Consider the following 24,150-nt stretch of genomic DNA (forward strand, 5'->3'; position numbering starts at 1 on the left):
TCCGACCCGTCCGGCGTCGCTGCCACGACCGACCTCCTCGACCCACCGCTCCGAGCGGCCCCGGCGGCCGCCTCCCCCGGCGGTCGCCCCACGGCCCCGCCGGGCGCTCACGGGATCATCACCCCGCGCACCGACGACGGCCACCCGGGCGCCGGCCGCGCCGGCGTCGTCCCCTCCCGCCCTCAGGCCAGCTGGACGAGCTCGGCGTACGAGGGGTTCCACAGGTCCTCCGTGCCGTCGGGCAGCACGACGACGCGCTCGGGCTCGAGCGCCTCGACGGCGCCCTCGTCGTGCGTGACGAGGACGACGGCGCCCTCGTAGCGCTGCAGGGCGCCGAGCACCTCGGCGCGCGACGCCGGGTCGAGGTTGTTCGTCGGCTCGTCCAGCAGGAGGACGTTGGCGGCCGAGACGACGAGCGTCGCCAGCGCGAGGCGGGTCTTCTCGCCGCCGGAGAGCACCGACACCGGCTTGTCCGAGTCGTCACCGGTGAAGAGGAAGGAGCCGAGGACGCTGCGGACCTCGGTGTCCCCGAGGTCCGGCGCCGCCGTCCGCATGTTCTCCAGGACCGACCGGTCCGGGTCGAGCGTCTCGTGCTCCTGGGCGTAGTAGCCGAGGCGCAGCCCGTGGCCGGGGACGACCCGGCCGTCGCCGTCGCTCCGCTCGACGCCGGCGAGCATGCGCAGCAGCGTCGTCTTCCCCGCGCCGTTGAGGCCGAGCACGACGACGCGGCTGCCCTTGTCGATCGCGAGGTCGACGCCCGTGAAGACCTCGAGCGAGCCGTAGGTCTTGCTGAGGTCCACCGCGGTGACGGGGGTGCGCCCGCAGGGCGCCGGCTGCGGGAAGCGCAGCTTGGCCACGCGGTCCTGCTGGCGCACGTCCTCGAGCCCGCTGACGAGCTTCTCGGCGCGCTTGGCCATGTTCTGCGCGGCGACGGCCTTGGTGGCCTTCGCCCGCATCTTGTCGGCCTGCGCCATGAGCGTCGACGCCTTCTTCTCGGCGTTGGCGCGCTCGCGCTGCCGGCGCTTCTCGTCCGTGGCCCGCGCCGCGAGGTACGCCTTCCACCCGACGTTGTAGACGTCGACCACCGACCGGTTGGCGTCGAGGTGCATGACCTTGGTGACGACGGCCTCGAGCAGCTCGACGTCGTGGCTGATGACCACGAGGCCCCCGCTGTGGCGGGCCAGGTGCTCGCGCAGCCAGGAGATGGAGTCGGCGTCGAGGTGGTTCGTCGGCTCGTCGAGCAGCAGCGTCTCCGCGCCGGAGAAGAGGACCCGCGCGAGCTCGACGCGGCGGCGCTGGCCCCCGGAGAGGGTCTTCAGCGGCTGGTCGAGCACGCGCGGCGGCAGCGCCAGGTTGGCCGCGATGGCCGCGGCCTCGCTCTCGGCCGTGTAGCCGCCCTGCGTCGTGAAGTCGGCGTCCAGGCGCGCCCACCGCGCCATCGCCTTCTCACGGACCGCCTCGTCGTCGCTGGCCATCCCGACCTCGGCGGTCCGCAGGCCCGCGACGATGCGGTCGAGGCCGCGCACGGCGAGGATCCGGTCGCGCGCCAGGACCTCGGGGTCGCCGGCGCGCGGGTCCTGCGGCAGGTAGCCGACGGGTCCGCTCCGCGTGATGGTGCCGCCCGCGGGCTGGGTCTCCCCCGCGAGCGTGCGCGTCAGCGTCGTCTTGCCCGCCCCGTTGCGGCCGACGAGCCCGACCCGGTCGCCCGGGCCGACGCGGAAGGTGGCGCCGCCGAGCAGCAGGCGCGCTCCGGCGCGCAGCTCGACGTCCTGTGCAGTGATCACGTGGGCCCTCCGGGGCGGTGCGCCGGCGCTCGCGGGGCGCGGCGTGGTGCGGTCTCGATGGTACGGACGCCGCCGCCCTGCTCAGGGCGACGACGGCGGGGCGCCCCAGGCGTCCCGGACCTCGGCGCGCACGGCGCCGACGTCGGGGGCCAGCGCGTCGAGGACGCGCCGACGGGGGTCGGCCCGGACGTCCAGGTCCTGACGCGGCAGGACCCGGGCGCCGGCCAGCGCGGCGGGCAGGAGCTCGATCGCCCGCTCGACGAGCGGCCGGTCGCCGCCCGCGGCCAGCAGGTCGGGGCGGGCCGGGCCGTCCGCCGGCGCCCAGACGCGCCCGGCAGCGGCGACGGCGTCCCGGACGAGGCCCTCGGCCTGGCCCTCGCGCCGCCGGGCGAAGCGCTGCTGCGACCACCCGCCGGCCGCCGTGCGGGACTGGACGCGCGCCGTGCGCACCAGGGAGGAGAGCACCTCGGGGCCACCGGCCCCCGTCCGCACGAGCGCGACCACCGCGCCCCCGCGGCGCAGCAGCAGGACCGCCGCCACGCGCGGCACCACCGCGCGGGCCACGACGTCCTCGGCCGCCAGGGCCTCCCCCGCCGGACACCCCCCGGCGAGGTCGACGCCCGGGCAGGACAGGCGCGCCCCGGCCCCGTCCGGCGGGCGGAGCAGCGCGCTCCCCCTGCCGCCGGCGACGAGGCGGCCCGCGCCGCCGTGCCCGGCGCCGAAGCGCTCGAGCCACCCCTCGAAGCGGGCGAGCGGCACCAGCGCGGTCCGGCCGGGCGGACGACGGCCGGGCGCCCGGCCGGCCTCCGTGGGCCCTGCGGGCTCGGGCTCCGCCGCGCCCGAGGGAGCGCTCAGATGTTGAAGCCGAGCGCGCGCAGCTGCTCGCGCCCGTCGTCGGTGATCTTCTCCGGGCCCCACGGCGGCATCCAGACCCAGTTGATGCTGTGCCCGGCGACGACGTCGGCCAGCGCCGCGGCCGTCTGGTCCTCGATGACGTCGGTGAGCGGGCACGCCGCCGACGTCAGCGTGAGGTCGAGCACCGCGTGGTTGGACTCGTCGACGGTGAGGCCGTACAGGAGCCCGAGGTCGACGATGTTGACGCCGAGCTCGGGGTCCATGACGTCGCGCAGCGCCTCCTCGACGTCGGCGACCTCGGCCGGGGTCGGGCCGGTCGCCGCCCCCGAGGGGGCGGTCGCGGTCTCGGTGGGTGCGGTGGTCTCGCTCATGCGGTCCTCCCAGGGGACGGGCGGTGCGGTGGTCGCGGTGGTGCGGGCGCTCAGGACGCCGCGACCGCCTGGACGAAGCGGTCGTAGCCGTTCTCCTCGAGCTCGTCGGCCAGCTCGGGGCCGCCGGTCTCGGCGACGCGGCCGGCGACGAAGACGTGGACGACGTCGGGGCGCACGTACCGCAGGATCCGGGTGTAGTGCGTGATGAGGAGCACGCCGACGTCGCCACCGGCGCGGACGCGGTTCACGCCGTCCGAGACGATCTTCAGCGCGTCGACGTCGAGGCCCGAGTCGGTCTCGTCGAGGACGGCGAACTTCGGCTTGAGGAGCTCCATCTGGAGGATCTCGTGGCGCTTCTTCTCGCCGCCGGAGAAGCCCTCGTTGACGTTGCGCTCGGCGAAGGCCGGGTCCATCTTCAGGTCGCTCATCGCCGTGCGGACGTCCTTGACCCAGTGGCGCAGCGCGGGCGCCTCGCCGTCCAGCGCCGTCTTCGCCGTCCGCAGGAAGTTCGAGACGGTGACGCCCGGGACCTCGACCGGGTACTGCATGGCGAGGAAGAGGCCCGCGCGGGCGCGCTCGTCGACGCTCATCGCGAGCACGTCCTCGCCGTCGAGCGTCACCGTGCCGCCGGTGATCGTGTACTTCGGGTGGCCCGCGATGGAGTAGGCGAGCGTGGACTTGCCGGAGCCGTTGGGGCCCATGATCGCGTGGGTCTGGCCCGACTCGATGCTCAGGTCGACGCCGCGGAGGATCTCCGTCGGCTCGCCGTCGGTCTCGACGCTCACGTGCAGGTCGCGGATCTCGAGGGTGGCCATGTCAGCTCTCCTTCGCGGGCGCGCCGGGCGCGCCGGTGGTCGTGGGGGTCGGGGTGGTGCTCTCGTCGTCCATGCTCTCGTCGTCGGGGCGGGCCTCGACGTCGACGAGGACGTCCTCGCCGTCGACGGCCACGCGGTAGACGGGCACCGGGCGCGTGGCGGGCAGCCCCGAGGGCTGCCCGGTGCGCAGGTCGAAGCGGGAGCCGTGCAGCCAGCACTCGAGGGCGCAGCCCTCGACGGCGTCGTCCTCGCCGTCCGAGAGCAGCACGGCCTGGTGGGAGCACTCGTCGCCGAGCGCGTGGTAGCCGCCGTCCTCGTCGCGCACGACGACGACCGGCAGCAGCGTGCCGGCCGCGTCGGGGACGTCGACGGCGCGCAGCGACCCCGGCTGAAGGTCGCCGGCGGCGAGCACCCGGACGAGGCTCACGCGCCACCCGCCGGGGCGCCCGCGGACGACGGCGCGGCGGCCAGCGCCGGCTCCGCCGCGGCGTCCGCGGGGGCGGCGACGCCGGCCACGGGGCCGACCGCCAGGTCGAGCTCGGCCTCGATGGCCGTCATGACCCGCTCGGTGACCGCGGGCACGCCGATCCGCTGGACGACGTCCGCGAAGAAGCCGCGCACGACGAGGCGCCGGGCGACCTCCTCGGGGATGCCGCGCGAGCGCAGGTAGAACAGCTGCTCGTCGTCGAAGCGACCGGTGGCGCTGGCGTGGCCGGCGCCCTCGATGTCGCCGGTCTCGATCTCGAGGTTCGGCACGGAGTCGGCGCGGGCCCCGTCGGTGAGGACGAGGTTGCGGTTGAGCTCGTAGGTCTCGGTGCCCTGCGCCGCCGCGCGGATGAGGACGTCGCCGATCCACACGGTGCGGGCCGTCTCGCCCTGCAGCGCGCCCTTGTAGCGGACGTCGCTGCGGCAGCGGGGCTCGGCGTGGTCGGCGAAGGAGCGGTGCTCGAGGTGCTGGCCGGAGTCGGCGAAGTAGACGCCGAGCATCTCGGCGTCGCCGCCCGGGCCGGCGTACCGGGCCGTCGAGGACAGCCGCACGACGGAGCCGCCCAGGGTGACGGCGATGTGCCGGTACCGCGCGTCCCGGCCGACGCGCGCCTCCTGCTGGGACAGGTGGACGGCGTCGTCGTCCCACAGCTGCAGGCTGACGACCGTGAGCTCGGCGCCGTCGCCGACGACGACCTCGAGGGCGTCGGCGTGCGCGCCCCCGCCCGTGTGCTCGACGACGACGACGGCCCGCGAGTGGCGCTCGGCCTCGACGACGAGGTGGCCCGCGCCGCGGCGGCCGGCGCGGCCGACGACCGAGACGTGCACCGGCTCGTCGAGCTCGACCTCGCGCGGGACGCGCACGTGCGTCGCCGTCGGCGACGCCGCGTCGGCCAGCGCCGCGGCCCGGTCCTCCGGCACCAGGGCGCTCCCCCGCACGCCCTCGCCGCGCCCGAGCACGCCGACGTGCACGCCGTCCGGGGCCTGGACGACGACGTCGCGCGCGTCCTCGTCGGAGGGGGCGTCCTCGAGCAGCCCGCCGAGGCGGTCCAGCGGCGTGAAGCGCCACACCTCCTCGCGGCCCGTCGGCACCGGGAAGTCGGAGGGGTCGAACGACCGCGGGCGCTCGCCGCGCGAGGCCTCGAGCACAGCCTCCCCGGCCTCGGCCACGCGGGCGGCCGCCGTGTCGTAGCCGGGGCCCGGGCTGCGCGACGAGTCGAGCGTCACGGCGGCGGGCGCCTCGGCGGCGTGGTCGACGGCGTGCTCCTGGCGGGCGTCCACGGCGTCGGCCACCTGGGCCGCCGCCTCGTGGTCGGCCTGGCGCGTGTCGGGGGTGCTGATGACGGTCCTCCGTGCTCGTGGGGTGCTCATGGGGCGGGGTGCTCGTTCAGCGGCGCTCAGCAGGGCGCGCAGGGGGTGCGAGGGCGGCGGGCGTCCCGTCGCGCTCGCACCACCGCCGCCGGTCGCCCGGGCGGGGCGGCCGGCGGCGGCGTGGGGCGGTCGTCAGCCGACCGCGCCCTCCATCTGCAGCTCGATGAGGCGGTTGAGCTCGAGCGCGTACTCCATGGGCAGCTCGCGCGCGATGGGCTCGACGAACCCGCGCACGATCATCGCCATGGCCTCGTCCTCGCTCATGCCGCGGGACATGAGGTAGAAGAGCTGGTCCTCGCTGACCTTGGAGACGGTCGCCTCGTGCCCCATGGAGACGTCGTCCTCGCGGACGTCGACGTAGGGGTAGGTGTCCGACCGGCTGATCTGGTCGACGAGCAGCGCGTCGCAGCGGACGGTCGACGCCGAGTGGTGCGCCCCCTCGAGGACCTGGACGAGCCCCCGGTAGGACGTGCGCCCGCCCCCGCGCGCCACCGACTTGCTGACGATGGAGGACGACGTCCGCGGCGCCGCGTGGACCATCTTGGCGCCCGCGTCCTGGTGCTGGCCCTCGCCCGCGAAGGCGATGGACAGGGTCTCGCCCTTGGCGCCCTCCCCCATGAGGAAGACGGCCGGGTACTTCATCGTCACCTTGGAGCCGATGTTGCCGTCGATCCACTCCATGGTGGCGCCCTCGGCGGCGGTGGCCCGCTTGGTGACGAGGTTGTAGACGTTGTTCGACCAGTTCTGGATGGTCGTGTAGCGGACGCGGGCGTCCTTCTTCACGACGATCTCGACGACGGCCGAGTGCAGCGAGTCGCTCTTGTAGATCGGCGCCGTGCAGCCCTCGACGTAGTGCACGTACGAGCCCTCGTCCGCGATGATCAGCGTGCGCTCGAACTGGCCCATGTTCTCCGTGTTGATCCGGAAGTAGGCCTGCAGCGGGATGTCGACGTGGACGCCCGGGGGCACGTAGATGAAGGAGCCGCCCGACCAGACCGCCGTGTTGAGGGCGGCGAACTTGTTGTCGCCGGGCGGGATGACGGAGCCGAAGTACTCCTTGAAGAGCTCCTCGTGCTCGCGCAGGCCCGTGTCGGTGTCGACGAAGATGACGCCCTTCTCCTCCAGGTCCTCGCGGATCTGGTGGTAGACGACCTCCGACTCGTACTGCGCCGCCACGCCCGCGACGAGGCGCTGCTTCTCCGCCTCCGGGATGCCGAGGCGGTCGTAGGTGTTCTTGATGTCCTCGGGCAGCTCTTCCCAGGAGGTGGCCTGCTTCTCCGTGGACTTCACGAAGTACTTGATGTTGTCGAAGTCGATGCCGTCGAGGTCGCTGCCCCAGCTCGGCATCGGCTTGCGGCCGAACATCCGCAGCGCCTTCTGGCGGGTGCGCAGCATCCAGTCGGGCTCGCCCTTGCGGCCCGAGATGTCGGCGACGACGTCCTCGTCCACGCCGCGGCGGGCGTTGGTGCCGGCGAGGTCGGAGTCGGCCCAGCCGTAGGTGTAGGTGCCGATGCCCTCGAGCTCGGGGTTCAGTGCTTCGACGTCGGTGCTCATCCGCGTGGTCCCTCCGGACTGCTCGGGGTGCGGCGGGCGGCCGGGCCGGGGGCCCGGCGCGGTGCGCCGCTCGTGGTGGTGCCGTGCTGGGCCGATCGCTGCTGCGCCGGGTGGTGCTGGGTCGGCCGGTCGTGGTCGGGCGGGGCGGTCGGCACGTGCGTGGTGCACACGCGCCCGCCGGCGCCCAGGGTCGCGAGCCGGCGGGTGCCGACCCCGAGCAGCTCGGAGAAGGCCTCGGTCTCCGCCTCGCAGAGCTCGGGGAAGGCGGCCGCGGCGTGCTGCACCGGGCACCTCCCCTGGCACAACTGGACCGCGGCGACGCCTGTTCCCGTGTCGACGGGTCGGGCGCTGGCCGCGAAGCCGTCGCGCCCCAGGGCGCCCGCGAGGGCGCGGGCCCGGTCCGTGACCTCCGGGCCGGCCGCCCGCACCTCCGGCGCGTAGCGCTCGCGCAGCTCGTGGGCGCGGTGCTCGGCGTAGGCGCGCACCCCCGCCCGGCCGGCCGTGGCCGCCAGGTGGTGCAGGAGGTCGACGGCCAGGTCGGCGTGCCCGTCCCGGTCCCCGGCCGGTGCGGAGGCGCGGCGCGTGGCCACGAACTCCTTGGGGGGGCGCCCGGGACCGCGGCGCTCCGGGCCGGGGCGCGCGTCCCGGCCCGTGACGAGGCCCTCGGCCGCCATGGCGTCCAGGTGGCGGCGCACGGCCGCGGCCGTGAGCCCGAGGACGCGCGCGACGGCGCCCGAGGTGACGGGCCCGTGCTCGACGACGACGGCGAGCACGCGCTCGCGCGTGGTCACCTCGCTCGAGGTCCCCCCCGCGGGGCGGGGGACGCCGTCCGGTTTCACGACGCCAGTGTGACGAAACCCCGCGGGGGGCGTCCAGTGAGGGTGCCCTCACCCCGCGAGGGCCTCCGGCGTCCCCGGACGCGGACCGCCCCACGGACGGGTGGCCGGACGGGGCGCGGGCGGGCGCGCCGGCGGCGCCGACCTAGACTCGCCCGCCGTGGGTGGTCCTCCGGACGGCTCCCCGTCCGGGGCCGCGCTGCGCGTGCGCGGCCTCGTCAAGCGCTACGGCGCGCGCACCGCCGTCGACGGCCTCGACCTCGACGTCGCCGCCGGGTCGGTCACCGCCCTGCTCGGGCCCAACGGGGCGGGCAAGACGTCCACGGTCGAGTGCTGCCTCGGGCTGCGCCGGCCGGACGGCGGGAGCGTCGAGGTGCTCGGCGCCGACGTCCTGCGCGCCGCCGCCGACCCCGACCACCGGGCCGCCGTGGGGGCCATGCTCCAGGACGGCGGCCTGCCGACCTCCGCCCGCCCGCTGCGCCTCCTGCGCCACCTCGCCCGGCTGCACGCGCACCCCCGCGACGTCGACGCCCTGGCCGAGCGGCTCGGCCTGCCGGCCTTCGCGCGCACGTCCGTCCGCCGGCTCTCCGGCGGGCAGCGCCAGCGGCTCGCCCTCGCGGCCGCCCTCGTGGGCCGCCCGCGGCTGCTCTTCCTCGACGAGCCGACGGCGGGGCTCGACCCCGCCGCGCGCCTCGTCGTGTGGGACCTCGTGCGCGAGGCCGTCGCCGAGGGGGCGGGCGTGCTGCTGACGACGCACGACCTCGACGAGGCCGAGCGCCTCGCCCAGCACGTCGTCATCGTCGACGGCGGCCGGGCCCTCGCCACCGGGGCGCCCGGCGTCCTCACCGCCCGCTCCACGGCGTCGCTGCGCTTCACGGCCGGCCCCGGTCTCGACCTCGGGCCGCTGCGCCAGGCCCTGCCCGAGGACGTCGTCGTCAGCGAGCCCGCGCCCGGGTCCTACGTCGTCTCCGGGGACGTCGACCCGCAGGTCGTCGCCGGCGTGACCTCCTGGTGCGCCCAGCGCGGCGTCATGCCGGACGCCCTCTCGGTCGGCCGGCCGAGCCTCGAGGAGGTCTTCCTCGACCTCACCGGACGGAGCCTGCGGTGAGCCGCCCCGGCGCGACGGCGACGGCCGTGGACGGCCCCTCGGCCGCCCCGCTGCTCGCCCGCGTCGCGGCCCAGGCCCGCTGGGAGGCGGGCACCATGCTGCGCAACGGCGAGCAGGTGCTCCTCACGCTCGTGCTGCCCGCGCTCGTCCTCGTCGGCCTCGCCCGCACCGAGGTCGTCGACCTCGGCCTCGCCGCGGGCGAGCGCCCCGTCGACGTCGTCGCGCCGGGCGTCCTCGCCCTCGCCGTGCTCTCCACGGCCTTCACGGGCCAGGCCATCGCCACCGGCTTCGACCGCCGCAGCGGGGTCCTGCGCCTGCTCGCCACGACGCCGCTGGGCCGCGGAGGGCTGCTCGCCGGGCGGGTCCTCGGCGTCCTCGCCGTCGAGGTGGTCCAGGTCGTCCTGCTGGGCGCCGTCGCCGTCGCCGTCGGCTGGCGCCCCGACCCGGTGGGGCTGCTCCCGGGCGCCCTGCTCGTCCTCGTGGCCACCGCGGCCCTCACGGCGCTGGCGCTCCTGCTCGCGGGCGTGCTGCGCCCGGAGGCGGTCCTCGCCGTCGCCAACCTCGTCTGGGCGGCGCTGCTCGTGGGCGGCGGCCTCGTCGTCCCGGCCGCCGCGCTGCCGGGCCCCTGGGCCGCGCTGGTGCACGCCCTCCCCTCCGGCGCCCTCGGCGAGGGCCTGCGGCGCGCCTCGGCCGACGGGACCCTCGACGTCAGGGCCCTGCTCGTCCTCCTCGCCTGGGCCGCGGTCGCCGCGCTCGCCGCCCGCCGCTGGTTCCGCTGGGACTGAGGGGCTGAGGGGGCCGTCGGGCCCGCCGGCGGCGCCGTCGGGCGGCGCCCGGCCCTCACCTACCCTGGAGCCGTGAGCAGCTCCCCGGTCGCCGCGCGCCCCGCGCGCACCCCGGCCCCGGTCGCGGGCGGGCGCCCGCCGCGCTGGGTCGTGGCCGTCCTCGTCGCCAACCTCGTCGCGCAGGTCGGCATCGTCGTCACCGGCGGGGCCGTGCGCCTCACGGCCTCCGGTCTCGGCTGCCCCACGTGGCCCGAGTGCAGCGTCGGCTCCTACACGCCGGTGTACACGCCGGAGATGGGCGTCCACGCGGCCATCGAGTTCGGCAACCGCCTGCTCACCGGCGTCGTCACCCTCACGGCGCTGGCCGCCCTCGCCGCCGTGGCCCGCCTCGTCCTCACCGGCCGACGCCCCGCCGGGCTGCTGCCCCTCGCTGCGGCGCCGCTGGTCGGGGTCGTCCTCCAGGCCCTCATCGGCGGCATCACCGTCCTCACCCAGCTGCACCCGGCCACCGTCGCCACCCACTTCCTCGTGTCCATGGCGCTCGTGGCGGCCTCCACCGTCCTGCTCCTGCGCGTGCGCGAGGGCGCCGACGGCCCGCCGCGTCCCCTGGTCCTGCGCGCGCCCCGGGTCGTCGCGCGCAGCGCCGGCGCGGTGCTGGGAGCCGTGCTCGTGCTGGGCACCGTCGTCACCGGCTCCGGCCCGCACTCGGGGGACGCCGAGCACCCCGTCCGGCTCGGCTTCGACACCGAGGTCGTCTCCCGCCTCCACGCCGACGCCGTCGTGCTGCTGCTCGTGCTCGTCGTGGTCCTCGCCGTGCTCCTGCGGCGGACGGGCGCGCCGCAGCGCCCTCGCCGCCGCACCGCGGTGCTCCTCGTGGTCCTCCTGGCGCAGGGGGTGCTCGGCTGGGTGCAGTACGCCACGGGCCTCCCGGAGGCCCTCGTGGCGGGCCACATGCTCGGCGCCGCGCTCGGCGTCGTCGCCACCACGGCCCTCCTGCTCTCCCTGCGCGAGCGGCTCCCCGCGACCCCCGCCTGACGTCCGACGGGGCTGTCACGCAGCGCAGCATGTGTGAGCAGATCGTGACCGGATCGGTCTCTCGCCCCCGCGTCGTGCCGCCGATGATCGGCGCATGGACCGACGACACCAGGACCGATCCCGGGCTCTGACGGGCCCCCGCCCCGCCGCGCGCGGCACCGTGCGACGCACCCGGGTCGGCCGGGCGGCGGCTGCGGCCGCCGCGCTGGCCCTCCTCGCCGCCGGCTGCGGCGACGACGTGACGGCCGGCCCCGCGTCGTCCTCCCCCGTGGCGGCGTCCTCGCCGGTGTCCGACGCCACCGCCGCGACGGGCGCGCCCACGACGGACCCGAGCGCCACGGGGTCGACCACCGAGGACCGGGGCACCACGGACCCGATGACGACGGACGGGTCCGCGTCGTCGGCACCGACGTCCGAGGACGGGGTCGACGCGGCGGGCGAGCCGCTGGCGGACGTCGGCACGGCCCCGTCGGAGGAGGCGGCCACGGGCGCCGGCCTCTCCGTCGTGGACGTGCGCACGGGTCGCCACGAGGGCTTCGACCGCGTCGTCGTCGAGCTGGCGGGCGACCCCGCCGGCCTGCCCGGCTGGTACGCGCACTACGTCGACGAGCCCTCCCAGCAGGGCTCGGGCGAGCCCGTGGCCGTCGAGGGCGAGCGCTTCCTCGAGGTCGTCGTGCGCGGCCTCGGGTACCCCTTCGACACCGGGCAGGAGGAGCTCGTCGGCTCGGTGGACGGGCAGGGCACCGCCCTCGTCCGCGAGGTCCGTGCGGGCGGGGTCTTCGAGGGGCAGGCCCAGGTCCTCGTGGGCCTGGACGCCGCCGCGGACGCGCCGTACCGCGTCACCCGCCTGTCCGACCCGCCGCGCGTCGTCGTCGACGTGCTGGGCTGAGCCGGGCGAGGGAGCCGGCCACCGGGAGGGGCGTGCGCCCTCCCGGCGGCCCTCACCGCCGGGGAGCCGTCACCACCAGGGGACGAAGGGGTCCGCGCCGACGGCGAGGAAGAGCAGGCTGAGGTACGAGATCGACACGTGGAAGACGCGCATGGCGCCGGCCGTGGCCACCGGCTCCGTCGAGGAGTCGGCCAGGCGGGCGCGGCGGCGCAGGGCGTGGGCCTCGAGGAGGAACCAGGCGCCCAGGACCACGGCGCCGAGCGTGTAGACCGGGCCCGTCCCGGCGACGGGCACGAGCAGCAGCGAGCACGCGACCATCGCCCAGGAGTAGGCGAGGATCCGGCGGGCGACGAGGGTCGGGCGCTCGACGGCGCCGAGCATGGGCACGTGGACGCTGCTGTAGTCGCGGGCGTACCGCATCGACAGCGGCCAGTAGTGCGGCGGCGTCCAGAGGAAGATGACGCCGAAGAGGACGAGGGCGGGCCAGTCGAGGCCGCCCGTCACCGCCGACCAGCCGATGAGCACGGGCATGCAGCCCGCGGCGCCGCCCCAGACGATGTTCTGCGAGGTGCGCCGCTTGAGGCCGAGCGTGTACACGAAGAGGTAGAAGGCGATCGCGGCCACCGCGAGGGCGGCGGACAGCGGGTTGACGAGCAGCGCCAGCCACGCCGTCGACAGCACGCCGAGCGCGACGCCGAAGACGAGCGCCTCCCGGGGGGTCACCTCGCCGGTGACGAGCGGGCGCTCGCGCGTCCGGTCCATGAGGGCGTCGATGTCCCGGTCGACGTAGCAGTTGAGCGTGTTGGCGCTCCCGGCCGCGAGGGCGCCGCCCACCAGGGTGGCGAGCACGAGCCCGACGGGCGGCAGGCCACCGGCGGCGAGCAGCATCGTCGGCACGGTCGTGATGAGCAGCAGCTCGATGATGCGCGGCTTCGTCAGCGCCAGGAAGGCGGCGGCCCGCGAGCGCCCGGGCCGGCCCGACGGGTGCAGGGGCCCGCTCGCGGCGCCCCCCGCCGAGCCCGGCCGGCCGGCGCCCCGGGGCGCGGCGGCGGGGCCCGCGGCGGTCTCGGCGCGCAGCGGGTCGGTCGCTCTCACAGGGGCCTCGTCCGATCGGTCGGGGGTGGGGCGCACGTCGTGGCGTCCGGGGCGGCGTCCGGGGCGGCGTCCGGGCGGGGCACTCGGGCGGGAGCCTGCGCCGCCGCGCCCGCCCGCGCACCGGTCCCGCCGGTGCGCCTGCTCCGGGGCCGATCGTACGCGCCCGCCACCGGGCGCCCGGGCGGACCCGCCCGACGGACGGCAGCCGGACCCGCCCGACGGACGGCAGCCGGACCCGCCCGACGGACGGCAGCCGGACCCGCCCGCCGCACGAGGCGCGGGCGCGGTGGCCGGCCCCGACCGAGGGGTGGGCGCGCGCGGGCGTCGCGAGAGCCGCGCCACTAGGGTCGCTGCGGGTCCTGGGCGGCTCCGGGCACGGTCCTCTCACGGGGGCCCCGGGGGACGTCCGCACCCGGTCCTGTCCTCGGGGCGGGCGGGCGGGAAGCCGCACGGCCCCCCGCGCGCTGCACCGGGGGCGGCGGCCCGAGCGCCGGGGGGACCCGCCGGGGCCCGGGTCGACGGGCCACTGACCGAGCTCGTGCGCGGCACGGGCTGAGCACCGCGAGACGAGGCCGGCGCCCGGCACCACCGCCGGGGCGGCCGCGAGAGGACGCCCATGGACACCGAGACGACGGCCGGCTCCTTCACCTGGAGCGACGCCGACCAGCGCGCCGTGGACACCGTCCGCGTGCTGGCCGCCGACGCCGTGCAGAAGGTCGGCAACGGCCACCCCGGCACGGCGATGAGCCTGGCCCCCGCGGCCTACCTGCTCTTCCAGAAGGTGATGCGCCACGACCCGGCGGACTCCCACTGGCACGGGCGCGACCGGTTCGTGCTGTCCGCCGGGCACTCGAGCCTCACCCTCTACATCCAGCTGTACCTGGCCGGCTACGACGTCTCCCTCGAGGACCTCCAGCAGCTGAGGACCTGGGGCTCGAAGACGCCGGGCCACCCCGAGTTCCGCCACACCGACGGCGTCGAGATCACGACCGGCCCGCTGGGCCAGGGGCTCGCGAGCTCGGTCGGCATGGCCATGGCCGCCCGCCGCGAGCGCCACCTGCTCGACCCGGACGCCGCGCCCGGCGAGAGCCCGTTCGACCACACGATCTACGTCATCGCCTCGGACGGGGACCTCCAGGAGGGCGTCACCTCCGAGGCGGGCTCCCTCGCGGGCCACCAGGAGCTCGGCAACCTCGTCGTCATCTACGACGACAACCGCATCTCCATCGAGGACGACACCGACATCGCCTTCAGCGAGGACGTCCTCGCCCGCTACGCCGCCTACGGCTGGCACACCCAGCACGTCGACTTCACGAAGGGCGGCGGCTACGCGGAGGACCCGGCCGAGCTGCACGCCGCCATCACGAAGGCGCGCGAGGAGACGAGCCGCCCCTCCATCATCAAGCTGAGCACGGTCATCGCCTGGCCCGCGCCGACCATGCAGGGCACGGGCGCCTCGCACGGCGCCGCGCTCGGCGACGACGAGGTCCGCGCCACGAAGGAGGTCCTGGGCTTCGACCCCGACCGCACCTTCCAGGTCGACGACGAGGTCCTCGAGGTCACCCGCTCGAGCACCGAGCGCGCGAAGGGCGTCCGCGCCGCGTGGGAGGAGCGCTACCAGGAGTGGCGCTCGGCGAACCCCGAGCGGGCCGAGCTCCTCGACCGCATGTCGGAGCGCCGCCTGCCCGAGGGCTGGACCGACGCGCTGCCCGACTTCCCCGCCGGGAAGGACGTGGCCACGCGCTCGGCGTCCGGCGACGTCCTCTCCGCCCTGGCGCCCGTGCTGCCCGAGCTGTGGGGCGGCTCCGCCGACCTCGCCGGGTCCAACAACACGACCATGGAGGGCGTCAGCTCCTTCGTGCCCGCCGGCAAGGCGACGAAGAAGTTCCCGGGCGACGAGGGCGGCCGCACGCTGCACTTCGGCATCCGCGAGCACGCCATGGGCTCGATCCTCAACGGCATCACGCTGCACGGCGGCACGCGCGCCTACGGCGGCACCTTCCTCGTCTTCAGCGACTACATGCGCCCCGCGGTGCGCCTCGCGGCGCTCATGGCGGTCCCGACGATCTACGTCTGGACCCACGACTCCATCGGCCTGGGCGAGGACGGCCCGACCCACCAGCCGATCGAGCACCTCGCCGCGCTGCGCGCCATCCCGGGCCTCGACGTCGTCCGCCCCGCGGACGCGAACGAGACGGCGTGGGCCTGGCGCGGCGTCCTCGAGCGCACCGACCGCCCGGCCGGCCTCGCCCTCACGCGTCAGAAGGTCCCGACCTTCGAGCGCGGCGACGGCGCGGCGTCCGGCTCGACGCTCGCGTCCGCGGAGGGCGTCCTGCGCGGGGCCTACGTCCTCGCCGAGGCCGACGGCGGCGAGCCCGACGTCATCCTCGTGGGGACGGGGTCGGAGGTGCAGATCGCGATGGCGGCGCGCGAGCAGCTCGCCGGCGAGGGCGTGCGCGCCCGCGTCGTCTCGATGCCGTGCCGCGAGTGGTTCGACGAGCAGGACGACGCCTACCGCGAGTCCGTGCTGCCGGCGGGCGTGCGCGCCCGCGTGTCCGTCGAGGCGGCCGTGGCCCAGGGCTGGCGCGACGTCGTCGGCGACGCCGGCCGCACCGTCTCCATCGAGCACTTCGGCGCCTCGGCCGACTACGAGACGCTCTACCGCGAGTTCGGGCTGACCGGCGAGGCCGTCGCCGAGGCCGCCCGCGACTCCCTGCGCGCCGCCCGCGGGGGCGACTCCCCCGGCGGCGCCGGCACCACCCCGACCGAGGGCGGCGCCGCCGACCAGCAGTGACGGCCGCCCGGGCGGCGCGCCCCGTGCGCGCCGCCCGGCCCCCGGTCGGCCGGACCACCGGTCGACCCGCCCCCCGCGCCAGCCCAGACCCGCGACAGCCCAGACCCCGCACGCACCGGAGGACCCGAGATGACCAGCGCAGCCCCCACGCCCGCCGGCGGCACCGGCACCGACCCCCTCGCGCAGCTCTCCGCCGAGGGCGTCTCCGTCTGGCTCGACGACCTGTCGCGCGAGCTCCTCGAGTCGGGCGAGCTCCAGCGCCTCGTCGACGAGAAGAGCGTCGTCGGCGTCACGAGCAACCCGACGATCTTCGCCAGCGCGCTGTCGAAGGGCGACGCCTACGAGGAGCAGACCACCGAGCTCGCGCGGCGGGGAGCGGACGTCGAGGAGGCGATCTTCGAGATCACCACCGAGGACGTCCGCCGCGCCTGCGACCTCTTCGCCCCGGTCTACGAGCGCAGCGACCACCACGACGGGCGCGTGTCCCTCGAGGTCGAGCCCGGCCTGGCGCACGACACCGAGAAGACGGTCGCCGCGGCGCGCCAGATCTGGTCGGCCGTCGACCGCCCGAACCTCATGGTGAAGATCCCCGCGACCGTCGAGGGCCTGCCCGCCATCACGACCGCCCTGTCCGAGGGCATCAGCGTCAACGTCACGCTGATCTTCTCCCTCGACCGCTACCGCGCCGTCATGAACGCCTTCCTCACCGGGCTCGAGCAGGCCCGCGAGGCGGGCCGCGACCTGTCGCAGATCGCGTCCGTGGCCTCCTTCTTCGTCAGCCGCGTCGACAGCGAGATCGACGGCCGGCTCGAGGCCATCGGCACGGACGAGGCGCTGGAGCTGCGCGGCCAGGCCGGCCTCGCGAACGCCCGCCTCGCCTACGCCGCCTACGAGGAGGTCTTCTCCACCCCGCGCTGGGAGGTCCTCGAGCAGGCCGGCGCCCGTCGCCAGCGGCCCCTGTGGGCCTCCACCGGCGTGAAGAACCCGGACTACCCCGACACGCTCTACGTCACCGAGCTCGTCGCGCGGGGCACCGTCAACACCATGCCGGGGTCGACCCTGGACAAGGCGCACGACCACGCGCAGGTCCACGGCGACACGCTCACGGGGACGGCCGAGGCCTCCGAGGCGGTCATGGACCACCTCGAGCGCCTCGGGATCTCCTACACCGAGGTCGTCGAGCAGCTGGAGCAGGAGGGCGTGAAGAAGTTCGCCGACTCCTGGACCGAGCTGCAGCAGACCGTCTCGGACGAGCTCGCGCGCGTGTCCACGGCCGACGACGACGCCCAGGCCCAGCAGTGAGCGGCCTGTCCGTCACGGCGACCGGCGACGCCGCGCGCGCGGTCTCGGCGCACGTCACCTCGCTCGTCGCCGACCGCGTCGCGAGCCGCGTCGCCGCGCAGGAGGCCGACCTCTGGGGGCCGACGGCGGCCGACGAGGCCGGCAAGCGCCTCGGGTGGGTCGACGTCGCGTCGCGCTCGGCGGACCTGCCGGGGCGCGTGGCGTCCCTGCGCGAGGAGCTCGCCGCCGAGGGCGTCGACCGCGTCGTGCTCTGCGGCATGGGCGGCTCGTCCCTAGCGCCGGAGGTCATCACCGCCACCGCGGGGGTGCCGCTCGTCGTCCTCGACGGCACCGACCCGGGCCAGGTGCGCCGCGCCCTCGACGAGGGCCTCGAGCGCACGGTCGTCGTCGTCTCGAGCAAGTCGGGCGGGACCGTCGAGACCGACTCGCAGCGCCGCGCCTTCGTGGAGGCCATGACCGCCGCCGGCGTCGACGCGGCGCGCCGCGTCGTCGTCGTCACGGACCCCGGCTCCCCCTTCTCCCAGATGGCCCGCGACGAGGGCTACCGCGCCCTCTTCGAGGCCGACCCCGACGTCGGCGGGCGCTACTCCGCCCTCACCGCCTTCGGCCTCGTGCCCGCCGGGCTCGCGGGCGCCGACGTGCAGCAGCTCCTCGACGAGGCGGCCGAGGCCCTGCAGGTGCTGGCGGCCGACGACGAGGGGAACCCCGGCCTCCGGCTCGGCGCCGCCCTGGGCGGCACCGACCCGCTGCGCGACAAGCTCGTCCTCGTCGAGGACGGCACCTCGCTGCGCGGCTTCGGCGCCTGGGCCGAGCAGCTCGTCGCCGAGTCCACCGGCAAGGAGGGCACCGGGCTCCTGCCCGTCGTCGTCGCCGGGACGGGCTCGCCCGAGGTGGCCTCCCCGCCGTCCGACGCGCTCGTCGTGCGGCTCGTCGCGGACGACGCCGACGGCTCGGACGCCGCGGCCGCCGCGGAGGTCCGCACGAGCGGCTCGCTCGGCGGGCAGATGGTGCTCTGGGAGACGGCCGTCGCCGTGGCGGGCCGCCTGCTCGGCATCAACCCCTTCGACCAGCCCGACGTCGAGAGCGCCAAGCAGGCGACGCGCGAGCTGCTCGAGGGCTCGCCGGAGACCGAGGAGCCCCTCGCGGTCGACGGCGACGTCGAGATCCGCGGGACCTCCGAGGTCGCCGGGGCCGCGACGCTCGAGGAGGCGGTCGACGCGCTCCTCGCGCAGCTGGCGCAGGTGGACGGCGACCGCGGCTACCTCGCGGTCATGGCCTACCTCGACCGGGAGGCCGACGCCGACCTCGAGGGGGTCCGCGAGGACCTCGCCACCCGCACCGGGCGCCCGGTGACCTTCGGCTGGGGCCCGCGCTTCCTGCACTCGACGGGCCAGTACCACAAGGGCGGCCCGGCGACGGGGGTCTACCTGCAGGTGACGTCCGAGCCCGCGGGCGAGGACCTCCCCATCCCGGACCGGCCCTTCACCTTCGGCGGGCTCCAGCGCGCCCAGGCGGCCGGCGACGCGGCGGTGCTCGCCGACCACGGCCGTCCCGTGCTGCGCCTGCACCTCACCGACCGCTCCGCGCTCGGCCGCCTGCGGGCGGTGCTCGCCGGGGCCGACGGACGGACCCGGTGACGGCGGGCACGGTCGGGGCGGGCACGGTCGGCTCGGCGGGGGCGGCGGCCAACCCGCTGCGCGACCCCCGCGACAAGCGGCTGTCGCGCATCGCGGGGCCCTCCTGCCTCGTCATGTTCGGCGTCACCGGCGACCTGGCGCGCAAGAAGCTGCTCCCGGCGGTCTACGACCTCGCCAACCGCGGCCTCCTCCCGCCGGGGTTCTCGCTCGTCGGCTTCGCGCGCCGCGACTGGCGCGACGAGGACTTCGGGCGCGTCGTCCACGACGCCGTCCGCGAGCACGCGCGCACCCCGTTCCGGGAGGAGGTGTGGCGCCAGCTCGCCGAGGGCCTGCGCTTCATCCCCGGCGCCTTCGACGACGACGAGGCCTTCGACCGCCTCGCCGCCACGGTGAAGGACCTCGACGCCGCCCGCGGCACGGGCGGCAACGTCGCGTTCTACCTCTCCGTGCCGCCCTCGAGCTTCCCCGTGGTCTGCGAGCAGCTCGACCGCTCGGGCCTCGCCCGCGCGCAGGAGGGCTCGTGGCGGCGCGTCGTCATCGAGAAGCCCTTCGGCCACGACCTCGCCTCGGCGCGCGAGCTGAACGGCGTCGTCGAGCGCGTCTTCCCCTCGGACGCCGTCTTCCGGATCGACCACTACCTCGGCAAGGAGACGGTCCAGAACCTCCTGGCGCTGCGCTTCGCCAACGAGCTCTTCGAGCCGATCTGGAACGCCCAGCACGTGGACCACGTGCAGATCACCATGGCCGAGGACATCGGCATCGGCGGGCGGGCCGGGTACTACGACGGCATCGGCGCGGCGCGCGACGTCATCCAGAACCACCTCCTCCAGCTGCTGGCCCTCACCGCCATGGAGGAGCCCGTGTCCTTCGGGGCCTCCGACCTGCGGGCCGAGAAGGAGAAGGTGCTCTCGGCGGTGCGCCACCCCGCGTCCGGGCTCGACTCCTCGACCGCCCGCGGCCGCTACGCCGCCGGGTGGCAGGGCGGCAGCCAGGTGCGGGGGTACGACGAGGAGGACGGCATCCCGGAGGACTCGACCACCGAGACCTTCGCCGCCGTCAAGGTCGAGATCGACACCCGCCGGTGGGCCGGCGTCCCGTTCTACCTGCGGGCGGGCAAGCGCCTCGGGCGGCGGGTCACCGAGATCGCCGTCGTCTTCCGCCGCGCCCCGCACCTGCCCTTCGAGCAGACGGCCACGGAGGAGCTCGGCAAGAACGCCCTGGTCATCCGCGTCCAGCCCGACGAGGGCGTCACGCTGCGCTTCGGCTCCAAGGTGCCGGGCACCGCGATGGAGGTGCGGGACGTGACGATGGACTTCGGCTACGGCCACGCCTTCACCGAGTCCAGCCCGGAGGCCTACGAGCGGCTCATCCTCGACGTGCTCCTCGGCGACCCGCCGCTGTTCCCCCGGCACGAGGAGGTCGACCTGTCCTGGCGCATCCTCGACCCGGTCATCGAGCACTGGGCGCGGAGCGGGGCGCCGGAGGCGTACCCCTCGGGGAGCTGGGGACCACCCAGCGCCTTCGCCATGATGGAGCGCGACGGCCGCGAGTGGAGGCGCCCGTGATCATCGACCTGCCCTCGACGTCGACCAGCGCCCTCAACCGGCGCCTGGTCGACCTGCGCGAGACGGGCGGGGCCGTGGCGCTCGGCCGCGTCCTCACCCTCGTCATCTGCACGGGCGACGAGGAGGCCGAGGAGGCCATCGCCGCGGCCAACGACGCCAGCCGCGAGCACCCGTGCCGGGTGCTCGTCGTGGCCCGCGGCAGCCGGCGGGGCGCCAACCGCCTCGACGGCCAGATCCGCGTCGGCGGCGACGCCGGCGCCAGCGAGGTCGTCGTCGCCCGCCTCTACGGCGAGCTCGCGCGGCACGGCGACGCCGTCGTCGTGCCGCTCCTGCTGCCGGACGCCCCGGTCGTCGCGTGGTGGCCGGGCGAGCCCCCGGCCGTGCCGGCCGAGGACCCCATCGGGGCGATGGCCCAGCGGCGGATCACCGACTCCGGGGCCGCCCGCCGCCCCCTCAAGGCGCTGCAGGCGCTCGCCGCCGGCCACGCCCCCGGGGACACCGACCTGGCCTGGAGCCGGGTCACCCTGTGGCGGGGGCTCCTCGCCGCCGCGCTCGACCAGCCGCCGCACGACCCCGTGCGCTCGGCCGTCGTCACGGGCGCCGAGGACTCCCCCAGCGCCGACCTGCTGGCCGGCTGGCTCGGGCTCGCCCTCGGCTGCCCCGTGAGCCGCGTGCGCAGCGAGCCGGGCAGCGGCATCGTCGGCGTCCGCCTGGAGCGGGGCTCCGGCGACGTCGAGCTGGTCCGCCCCGAGGGCGCCACGGCGCTGCTGACGGCGCCGGGGCAGCCCGAGCGGCAGGTGTCGCTGCCGCCGCGCAGCGTCCGCGACTGCCTCGCCGAGGAGCTCCGCCGGCTCGACCCCGACGAGGTCTACGGCGACGTCCTCACCCAGGGGCTGCGGGCGCTGGCGCGTCCCCGCCGCGCGGCCGAGGCGGGCGGCTCCTCCCGGGAGGACGCGCGCCGGCGCCTCGCCGGCCACCGGGCCGCCGAGCGCGAGACGGCGGCGGCCGTCCGCGGGGCGGAGCCGGAGGACGCCCCCGCGGAGCCCGGACCGACGGACGACTCCGAGGTCGTCGCCGGCGCGGCGGCGGCCCCGGTGCCGGACGAGGTCACGGGCGGGAGCACGAGCGCCGGGGCCGGTGAGCCGGTCGGCAGCGAGCTCGTCCCGGACGACGGCGGCGCGTCGGCGGCCGACGTGGCCGACCCGCAGGCGGTCGGCGAGGGCCGAGGGGGCGCGGCGTGAGCGCCCCCTCCGCCCCCGGGGGCGCGCCCCCGGAGATCGCCGTCCTCGAGGACGCCGACGCCCTCGTCGCGGACGTCGCCGACCGGCTGCTCGCGGCCGTCGGCGCGGCGCTCGAGGAGCGACCCGCCCCCGCACCGGTGCACGTCGTCCTCACCGGCGGCCGGATCGGCGGGCGGGCCCTCGCGGCGGTCGCGGACGCCGTCGGCATCGAGGACGGCGCTCCCCCGGCCGGCGACGGGCAGGACGGCGGGAGCCCCGCGGCGCTCGACTGGTCGCGGGTGCACCTGTGGTTCGGCGACGAGCGCTTCGTCGACGCCGGCAGCGACGAGCGCAACGACGTCCAGGCGCGGGCGGCCCTGCTGCGGGCGCCCGCGCTGCACGCCGCCCGCTGGCACCCCATGCCGGCGGACGACGCCGGCGGCGGTCCCGAGGCGGCCGTCGACGCGGCGGCGCGCTACGCCGCGGAGCTCGCCGAGCACGCGGACGACCTCGGTCCGGGCGGCGAGCCCGCCCTCGGGGTCCCCGTCTTCGACGTCCTCCTCCTCGGCGTCGGCCCCGACGGGCACGTCGCCTCGCTCTTCCCGGGGCGCCCGGCCCTGGGGCTCCGCGGCGCGACCGTCGTCGTGGAGGAGGACGCGCCCAAGCCCCCGCCGCTGCGCCTGAGCCTCGGCGCCGACGCCCTGCGGGCGGCGGCCGAGGTGTGGCTCGTCGTGTCCGGCGAGGACAAGGCGACCGCTGTCGCACGGGGGCTCGACCCCGAGGAGGACGCGGTGCGCACGCCGGCCGTGGTCGCCCGCGGCCGCCGCGCCACGCGGTGGCTCGTCGACCGGGCCGCCGCCTCGCAGCTGCACGGCTGACCTCCCTCCCACCCCGTCGAGCCCCGCCGTCGGCGGCGGGGCCGGACGCACGAGAGGGCCCGCTCCCCCACCGGGGAGCGGGGCCTCTCGCGCGGACGGCTCGTGGCGGTCAGGGCACCAGCCGGCGGGCGCGCAGCGACTCGAGCGCCTCCTCGAGGATGGCCGCGCCGTCGGCGTCGTTGCGGCGCTCCTTCACGTACGCGAGGTGCGTCTTGTACGGCTCGTTGCGCAGCGGCTGCGGCGGGTTCGCGCGGTCCTGGCCGGCGGGGAACCCGCAGCGCGGGCAGTCCCAGGTCTCGGGCACGGGCGCGCCGGAGTCCTGCGCGAAGCTCGGCCGCGTCTCGTGCTCGTTGGCGCACCAGTAGGAGATGACGACGCGCGGGGCGCTCTCACCGCGCTCCGCCTCGCCCATCGGTCCGGCGCCGACCCGGCTGCCCCGGATCGCGTTCCCTCCAGCCACGTGCCCCACTCCTCGTGCTCAGGGCGCCCCGCGGGGCGCTCGTCCGTCCGGTCCTGCCGGCGGCTCGCCGCCGGCCCACCTGCTCGTCAGGTGCTGGTCAGATGCTCGGGTCGAAGCGCTCGACGAGGCCCAGCAGCACGACCACCGCGGCCCACAGCAGGGCCATGCCCACCGTCAGCCGGTTGAGGTTGCGCTCGGCGACGCCCGAGCTGCCCACGCTCGCCGACATGCCGCCGCCGAACATGTCCGAGAGGCCGCCGCCCTTGCCCTTGTGCAGGAGCACGAGGAGCACCTGGAAGAGGCCGGTGATGCCGAGGAGGACCAGCAGCACGATCCTCAGGACGTCGATCATGGGGCTCCTCGCGGGTGGTGCCCGCCGTGCGGCGGTGTGCTGGGCGCACCCGCGGTCGCTCCCCTGGAGCCGCTGCGGGTGCCGGGCGGTCGTGCGCGCGCCCCAGGGTACGGGACGGCGCGCCGCCGTCGGCCGACCTCGGCCGACGGCGGCGCGGTCGGCTCAGCGGCCGCCGTGGTGGTGCTGGTACCGGACGATCGCGGCGAAGTCCGCCGGGTCGAGGCTGGCCCCGCCGACGAGCGCGCCGTCGACGTCGTCCTCGGCCATGACGGCCGCGACGTTGGAGGGCTTCACCGAGCCCCCGTAGAGGACGCGCACGCCGTCGGCGGCGGCGTCGCCGTGCGTCTCGCGCAGGCGCGCGCGGATCGCCCCGCAGACCTCCTGGGCGTCCGCCGGGGTGGCGACCTCGCCGGTGCCGATGGCCCACACGGGCTCGTAGGCGACGACGAGGCCCGCGACGGCGGAGGCGTCGAGACCCGCGATGGAGCCGTCGAGCTGGGCGAGCACGTGCTCGACCTGGCGACCGGCCTGCCGGACGTCGAGCGCCTCCCCCACGCACACGATCGGCGTGACGCCGTGGCGCAGCGCCGCCGCGGCCTTGGCCGCGACGAGCTCGTCGCCCTCACCGTGGTCGTCGCGCCGCTCGCTGTGCCCGACGACGACGTACCGGCAGCCCAGCCGCGCCAGCATGGGCGCGGAGACGTCGCCGGTGTGGGCCCCGCTGTCGTGCGGCGAGACGTCCTGCGCGCCGTAGGCCAGCTCCAGGCGGTCGCCGTCGACGAGCGTCTGCACCGTCCGCAGGTCCGTGAACGGCGGCAGGACGACGACCTCGACGCTCGCGGCGTCGTGCTTGGCGTCCTGCAGGGTCCACGCCAGCTTCTGCAGCGTCGACGCCGCCTGCAGGTGGTCCAGGGTCATCTTCCAGTTGCCCGCCATGAGCGGGGTCCTGCTCGTGGTG

22 protein-coding genes are annotated in these 24,150 nt (G+C 76.6%); 10 read left to right on the forward strand and 12 right to left on the reverse strand.

Annotation, left to right across the window (positions count from 1 at the left end; genetic code table 11):
- Positions 1-182 precede the first annotated feature (182 nt).
- The 8 genes from Q0789_RS05165 to Q0789_RS05200 form a co-directional block, all read right to left on the reverse strand.
- Positions 183-1,784, reverse strand: coding sequence for an ABC-F family ATP-binding cassette domain-containing protein (locus tag Q0789_RS05165; RefSeq protein WP_298802808.1), 1,602 nt, complete (start codon positions 1,782-1,784; stop codon positions 183-185).
- A gap of 81 nt (positions 1,785-1,865) precedes the next feature.
- Complete coding sequence (locus Q0789_RS05170; RefSeq protein WP_298802810.1) at positions 1,866-2,543, reverse strand: acVLRF1 family peptidyl-tRNA hydrolase; 678 nt, start codon at positions 2,541-2,543, stop codon at positions 1,866-1,868.
- Between the two features lie 92 nt (positions 2,544-2,635).
- Positions 2,636-3,010, reverse strand: coding sequence for a metal-sulfur cluster assembly factor (locus Q0789_RS05175; RefSeq protein ID WP_298802811.1), 375 nt, complete (start codon positions 3,008-3,010; stop codon positions 2,636-2,638).
- 50 nt (positions 3,011-3,060) lie between these two features.
- Positions 3,061-3,825: a Fe-S cluster assembly ATPase SufC gene (sufC, locus tag Q0789_RS05180; protein ID WP_298802814.1), complete on the reverse strand. Its 765-nt coding sequence runs from the start codon at positions 3,823-3,825 to the stop codon at positions 3,061-3,063.
- A 1-nt stretch (position 3,826) separates the two neighbouring features.
- Positions 3,827-4,252: a non-heme iron oxygenase ferredoxin subunit gene (locus Q0789_RS05185; protein WP_298802816.1), complete on the reverse strand. Its 426-nt coding sequence runs from the start codon at positions 4,250-4,252 to the stop codon at positions 3,827-3,829.
- Positions 4,249-5,682, reverse strand: coding sequence for a Fe-S cluster assembly protein SufD (sufD, locus tag Q0789_RS05190; RefSeq protein WP_298802818.1), 1,434 nt, complete (start codon positions 5,680-5,682; stop codon positions 4,249-4,251). Before sufD ends, Q0789_RS05185 begins: the two co-directional genes overlap by 4 nt.
- 132 nt (positions 5,683-5,814) lie before the next feature.
- Positions 5,815-7,236, reverse strand: a complete 1,422-nt coding sequence (gene sufB, locus Q0789_RS05195; RefSeq protein WP_298802820.1) for a Fe-S cluster assembly protein SufB — start codon at positions 7,234-7,236, stop codon at positions 5,815-5,817.
- The gene (locus tag Q0789_RS05200; RefSeq protein ID WP_298802822.1) at positions 7,233-8,075 is read right to left on the reverse strand and encodes a MarR family transcriptional regulator; all 843 of its coding nucleotides are present in this window, start codon (positions 8,073-8,075) and stop codon (positions 7,233-7,235) included. Before Q0789_RS05200 ends, sufB begins: the two co-directional genes overlap by 4 nt.
- Positions 8,076-8,232: 157 nt before the next feature.
- Between Q0789_RS05200 and Q0789_RS05205 the strand changes: the two genes are divergently transcribed.
- From Q0789_RS05205 to Q0789_RS05220, 4 genes are all read left to right on the forward strand, one after another.
- A complete protein-coding gene (locus Q0789_RS05205) occupies positions 8,233-9,180 on the forward strand; it encodes an ABC transporter ATP-binding protein (protein WP_298802824.1) in 948 nt (315 codons plus the stop codon).
- On the forward strand, positions 9,177-9,965 hold the full coding sequence (locus tag Q0789_RS05210; RefSeq protein WP_298802826.1) for an ABC transporter permease: 789 nt from the start codon (positions 9,177-9,179) through the stop codon (positions 9,963-9,965). Before Q0789_RS05205 ends, Q0789_RS05210 begins: the two co-directional genes overlap by 4 nt.
- Positions 9,966-10,037: 72 nt before the next feature.
- Positions 10,038-11,000 (forward strand): COX15/CtaA family protein, encoded by a 963-nt coding sequence (locus Q0789_RS05215; protein ID WP_298802828.1) that lies wholly within the window; start codon positions 10,038-10,040, stop codon positions 10,998-11,000.
- 94 nt (positions 11,001-11,094) lie between these two features.
- Positions 11,095-11,889, forward strand: coding sequence for a hypothetical protein (locus Q0789_RS05220; RefSeq protein WP_298802830.1), 795 nt, complete (start codon positions 11,095-11,097; stop codon positions 11,887-11,889).
- Between the two features lie 69 nt (positions 11,890-11,958).
- On the opposite strand, the gene Q0789_RS05225 is transcribed toward Q0789_RS05220, so the two are convergent.
- Positions 11,959-12,879, reverse strand: a complete 921-nt coding sequence (locus Q0789_RS05225; protein ID WP_366917648.1) for a heme o synthase — start codon at positions 12,877-12,879, stop codon at positions 11,959-11,961.
- 721 nt (positions 12,880-13,600) lie between these two features.
- On the opposite strand from Q0789_RS05225, the gene tkt reads away from it, so the two are divergent.
- The 6 genes from tkt (at position 13,601) to pgl (ending at position 22,380) form a co-directional block, all read left to right on the forward strand.
- The gene (tkt, locus tag Q0789_RS05230) at positions 13,601-15,778 is read left to right on the forward strand and encodes a transketolase (protein WP_298802834.1); all 2,178 of its coding nucleotides are present in this window, start codon (positions 13,601-13,603) and stop codon (positions 15,776-15,778) included.
- A gap of 129 nt (positions 15,779-15,907) precedes the next feature.
- The gene (gene tal, locus Q0789_RS05235; RefSeq protein ID WP_298802836.1) at positions 15,908-17,080 is read left to right on the forward strand and encodes a transaldolase; all 1,173 of its coding nucleotides are present in this window, start codon (positions 15,908-15,910) and stop codon (positions 17,078-17,080) included.
- Positions 17,077-18,717 (forward strand): glucose-6-phosphate isomerase, encoded by a 1,641-nt coding sequence (locus Q0789_RS05240; RefSeq protein WP_298802838.1) that lies wholly within the window; start codon positions 17,077-17,079, stop codon positions 18,715-18,717. The genes tal and Q0789_RS05240 overlap by 4 nt, the downstream gene beginning before the upstream one ends.
- Positions 18,714-20,282 carry a glucose-6-phosphate dehydrogenase gene (gene zwf, locus Q0789_RS05245; RefSeq protein ID WP_298802840.1) on the forward strand — a complete coding sequence of 523 codons (1,569 nt, stop codon included), beginning with the start codon at positions 18,714-18,716 and terminating at the stop codon, positions 20,280-20,282. Before Q0789_RS05240 ends, zwf begins: the two co-directional genes overlap by 4 nt.
- Positions 20,279-21,523 (forward strand): glucose-6-phosphate dehydrogenase assembly protein OpcA, encoded by a 1,245-nt coding sequence (gene opcA / locus Q0789_RS05250; RefSeq protein WP_298802842.1) that lies wholly within the window; start codon positions 20,279-20,281, stop codon positions 21,521-21,523. Before zwf ends, opcA begins: the two co-directional genes overlap by 4 nt.
- Entirely contained in the window at positions 21,520-22,380 is an 861-nt protein-coding gene (gene pgl / locus Q0789_RS05255) for a 6-phosphogluconolactonase (protein ID WP_298802844.1), read from the forward strand. Before opcA ends, pgl begins: the two co-directional genes overlap by 4 nt.
- A 109-nt stretch (positions 22,381-22,489) precedes the next feature.
- On the opposite strand, the gene Q0789_RS05260 is transcribed toward pgl, so the two are convergent.
- From Q0789_RS05260 to tpiA, 3 genes are all read right to left on the reverse strand, one after another.
- Complete coding sequence (locus Q0789_RS05260; RefSeq protein ID WP_171202892.1) at positions 22,490-22,840, reverse strand: RNA polymerase-binding protein RbpA; 351 nt, start codon at positions 22,838-22,840, stop codon at positions 22,490-22,492.
- 97 nt (positions 22,841-22,937) lie between these two features.
- Positions 22,938-23,189, reverse strand: a complete 252-nt coding sequence (secG, locus tag Q0789_RS05265) for a preprotein translocase subunit SecG (protein WP_363326077.1) — start codon at positions 23,187-23,189, stop codon at positions 22,938-22,940.
- Positions 23,190-23,354: 165 nt separating this feature from the next.
- Entirely contained in the window at positions 23,355-24,128 is a 774-nt protein-coding gene (tpiA, locus tag Q0789_RS05270; RefSeq protein ID WP_366917649.1) for a triose-phosphate isomerase, read from the reverse strand.
- Between the last annotated feature and the right edge of the window lie 22 nt (positions 24,129-24,150).

It is taken from the genome of uncultured Pseudokineococcus sp., from assembly GCF_947499845.1.
GTDB lineage: Bacteria > Actinomycetota > Actinomycetes > Actinomycetales > Quadrisphaeraceae > Pseudokineococcus.

Coding starts and splice junctions, on each gene's coding strand:
- tpiA (WP_366917649.1), bottom strand. CDS start 24,128: ATGGCGGGCAACTGGAAGATGACCCTGGACCACCTGCAGGCGGCGTCG.
- sufB (WP_298802820.1), bottom strand. CDS start 7,236: ATGAGCACCGACGTCGAAGCACTGAACCCCGAGCTCGAGGGCATCGGC.
- sufD (WP_298802818.1), bottom strand. CDS start 5,682: ATGAGCACCCCACGAGCACGGAGGACCGTCATCAGCACCCCCGACACG.
- Q0789_RS05220 (WP_298802830.1), top strand. CDS start 11,095: ATGGACCGACGACACCAGGACCGATCCCGGGCTCTGACGGGCCCCCGC.
- sufC (WP_298802814.1), bottom strand. CDS start 3,825: ATGGCCACCCTCGAGATCCGCGACCTGCACGTGAGCGTCGAGACCGAC.
- tkt (WP_298802834.1), top strand. CDS start 13,601: ATGGACACCGAGACGACGGCCGGCTCCTTCACCTGGAGCGACGCCGAC.
- Q0789_RS05175 (WP_298802811.1), bottom strand. CDS start 3,010: ATGAGCGAGACCACCGCACCCACCGAGACCGCGACCGCCCCCTCGGGG.
- tal (WP_298802836.1), top strand. CDS start 15,908: ATGACCAGCGCAGCCCCCACGCCCGCCGGCGGCACCGGCACCGACCCC.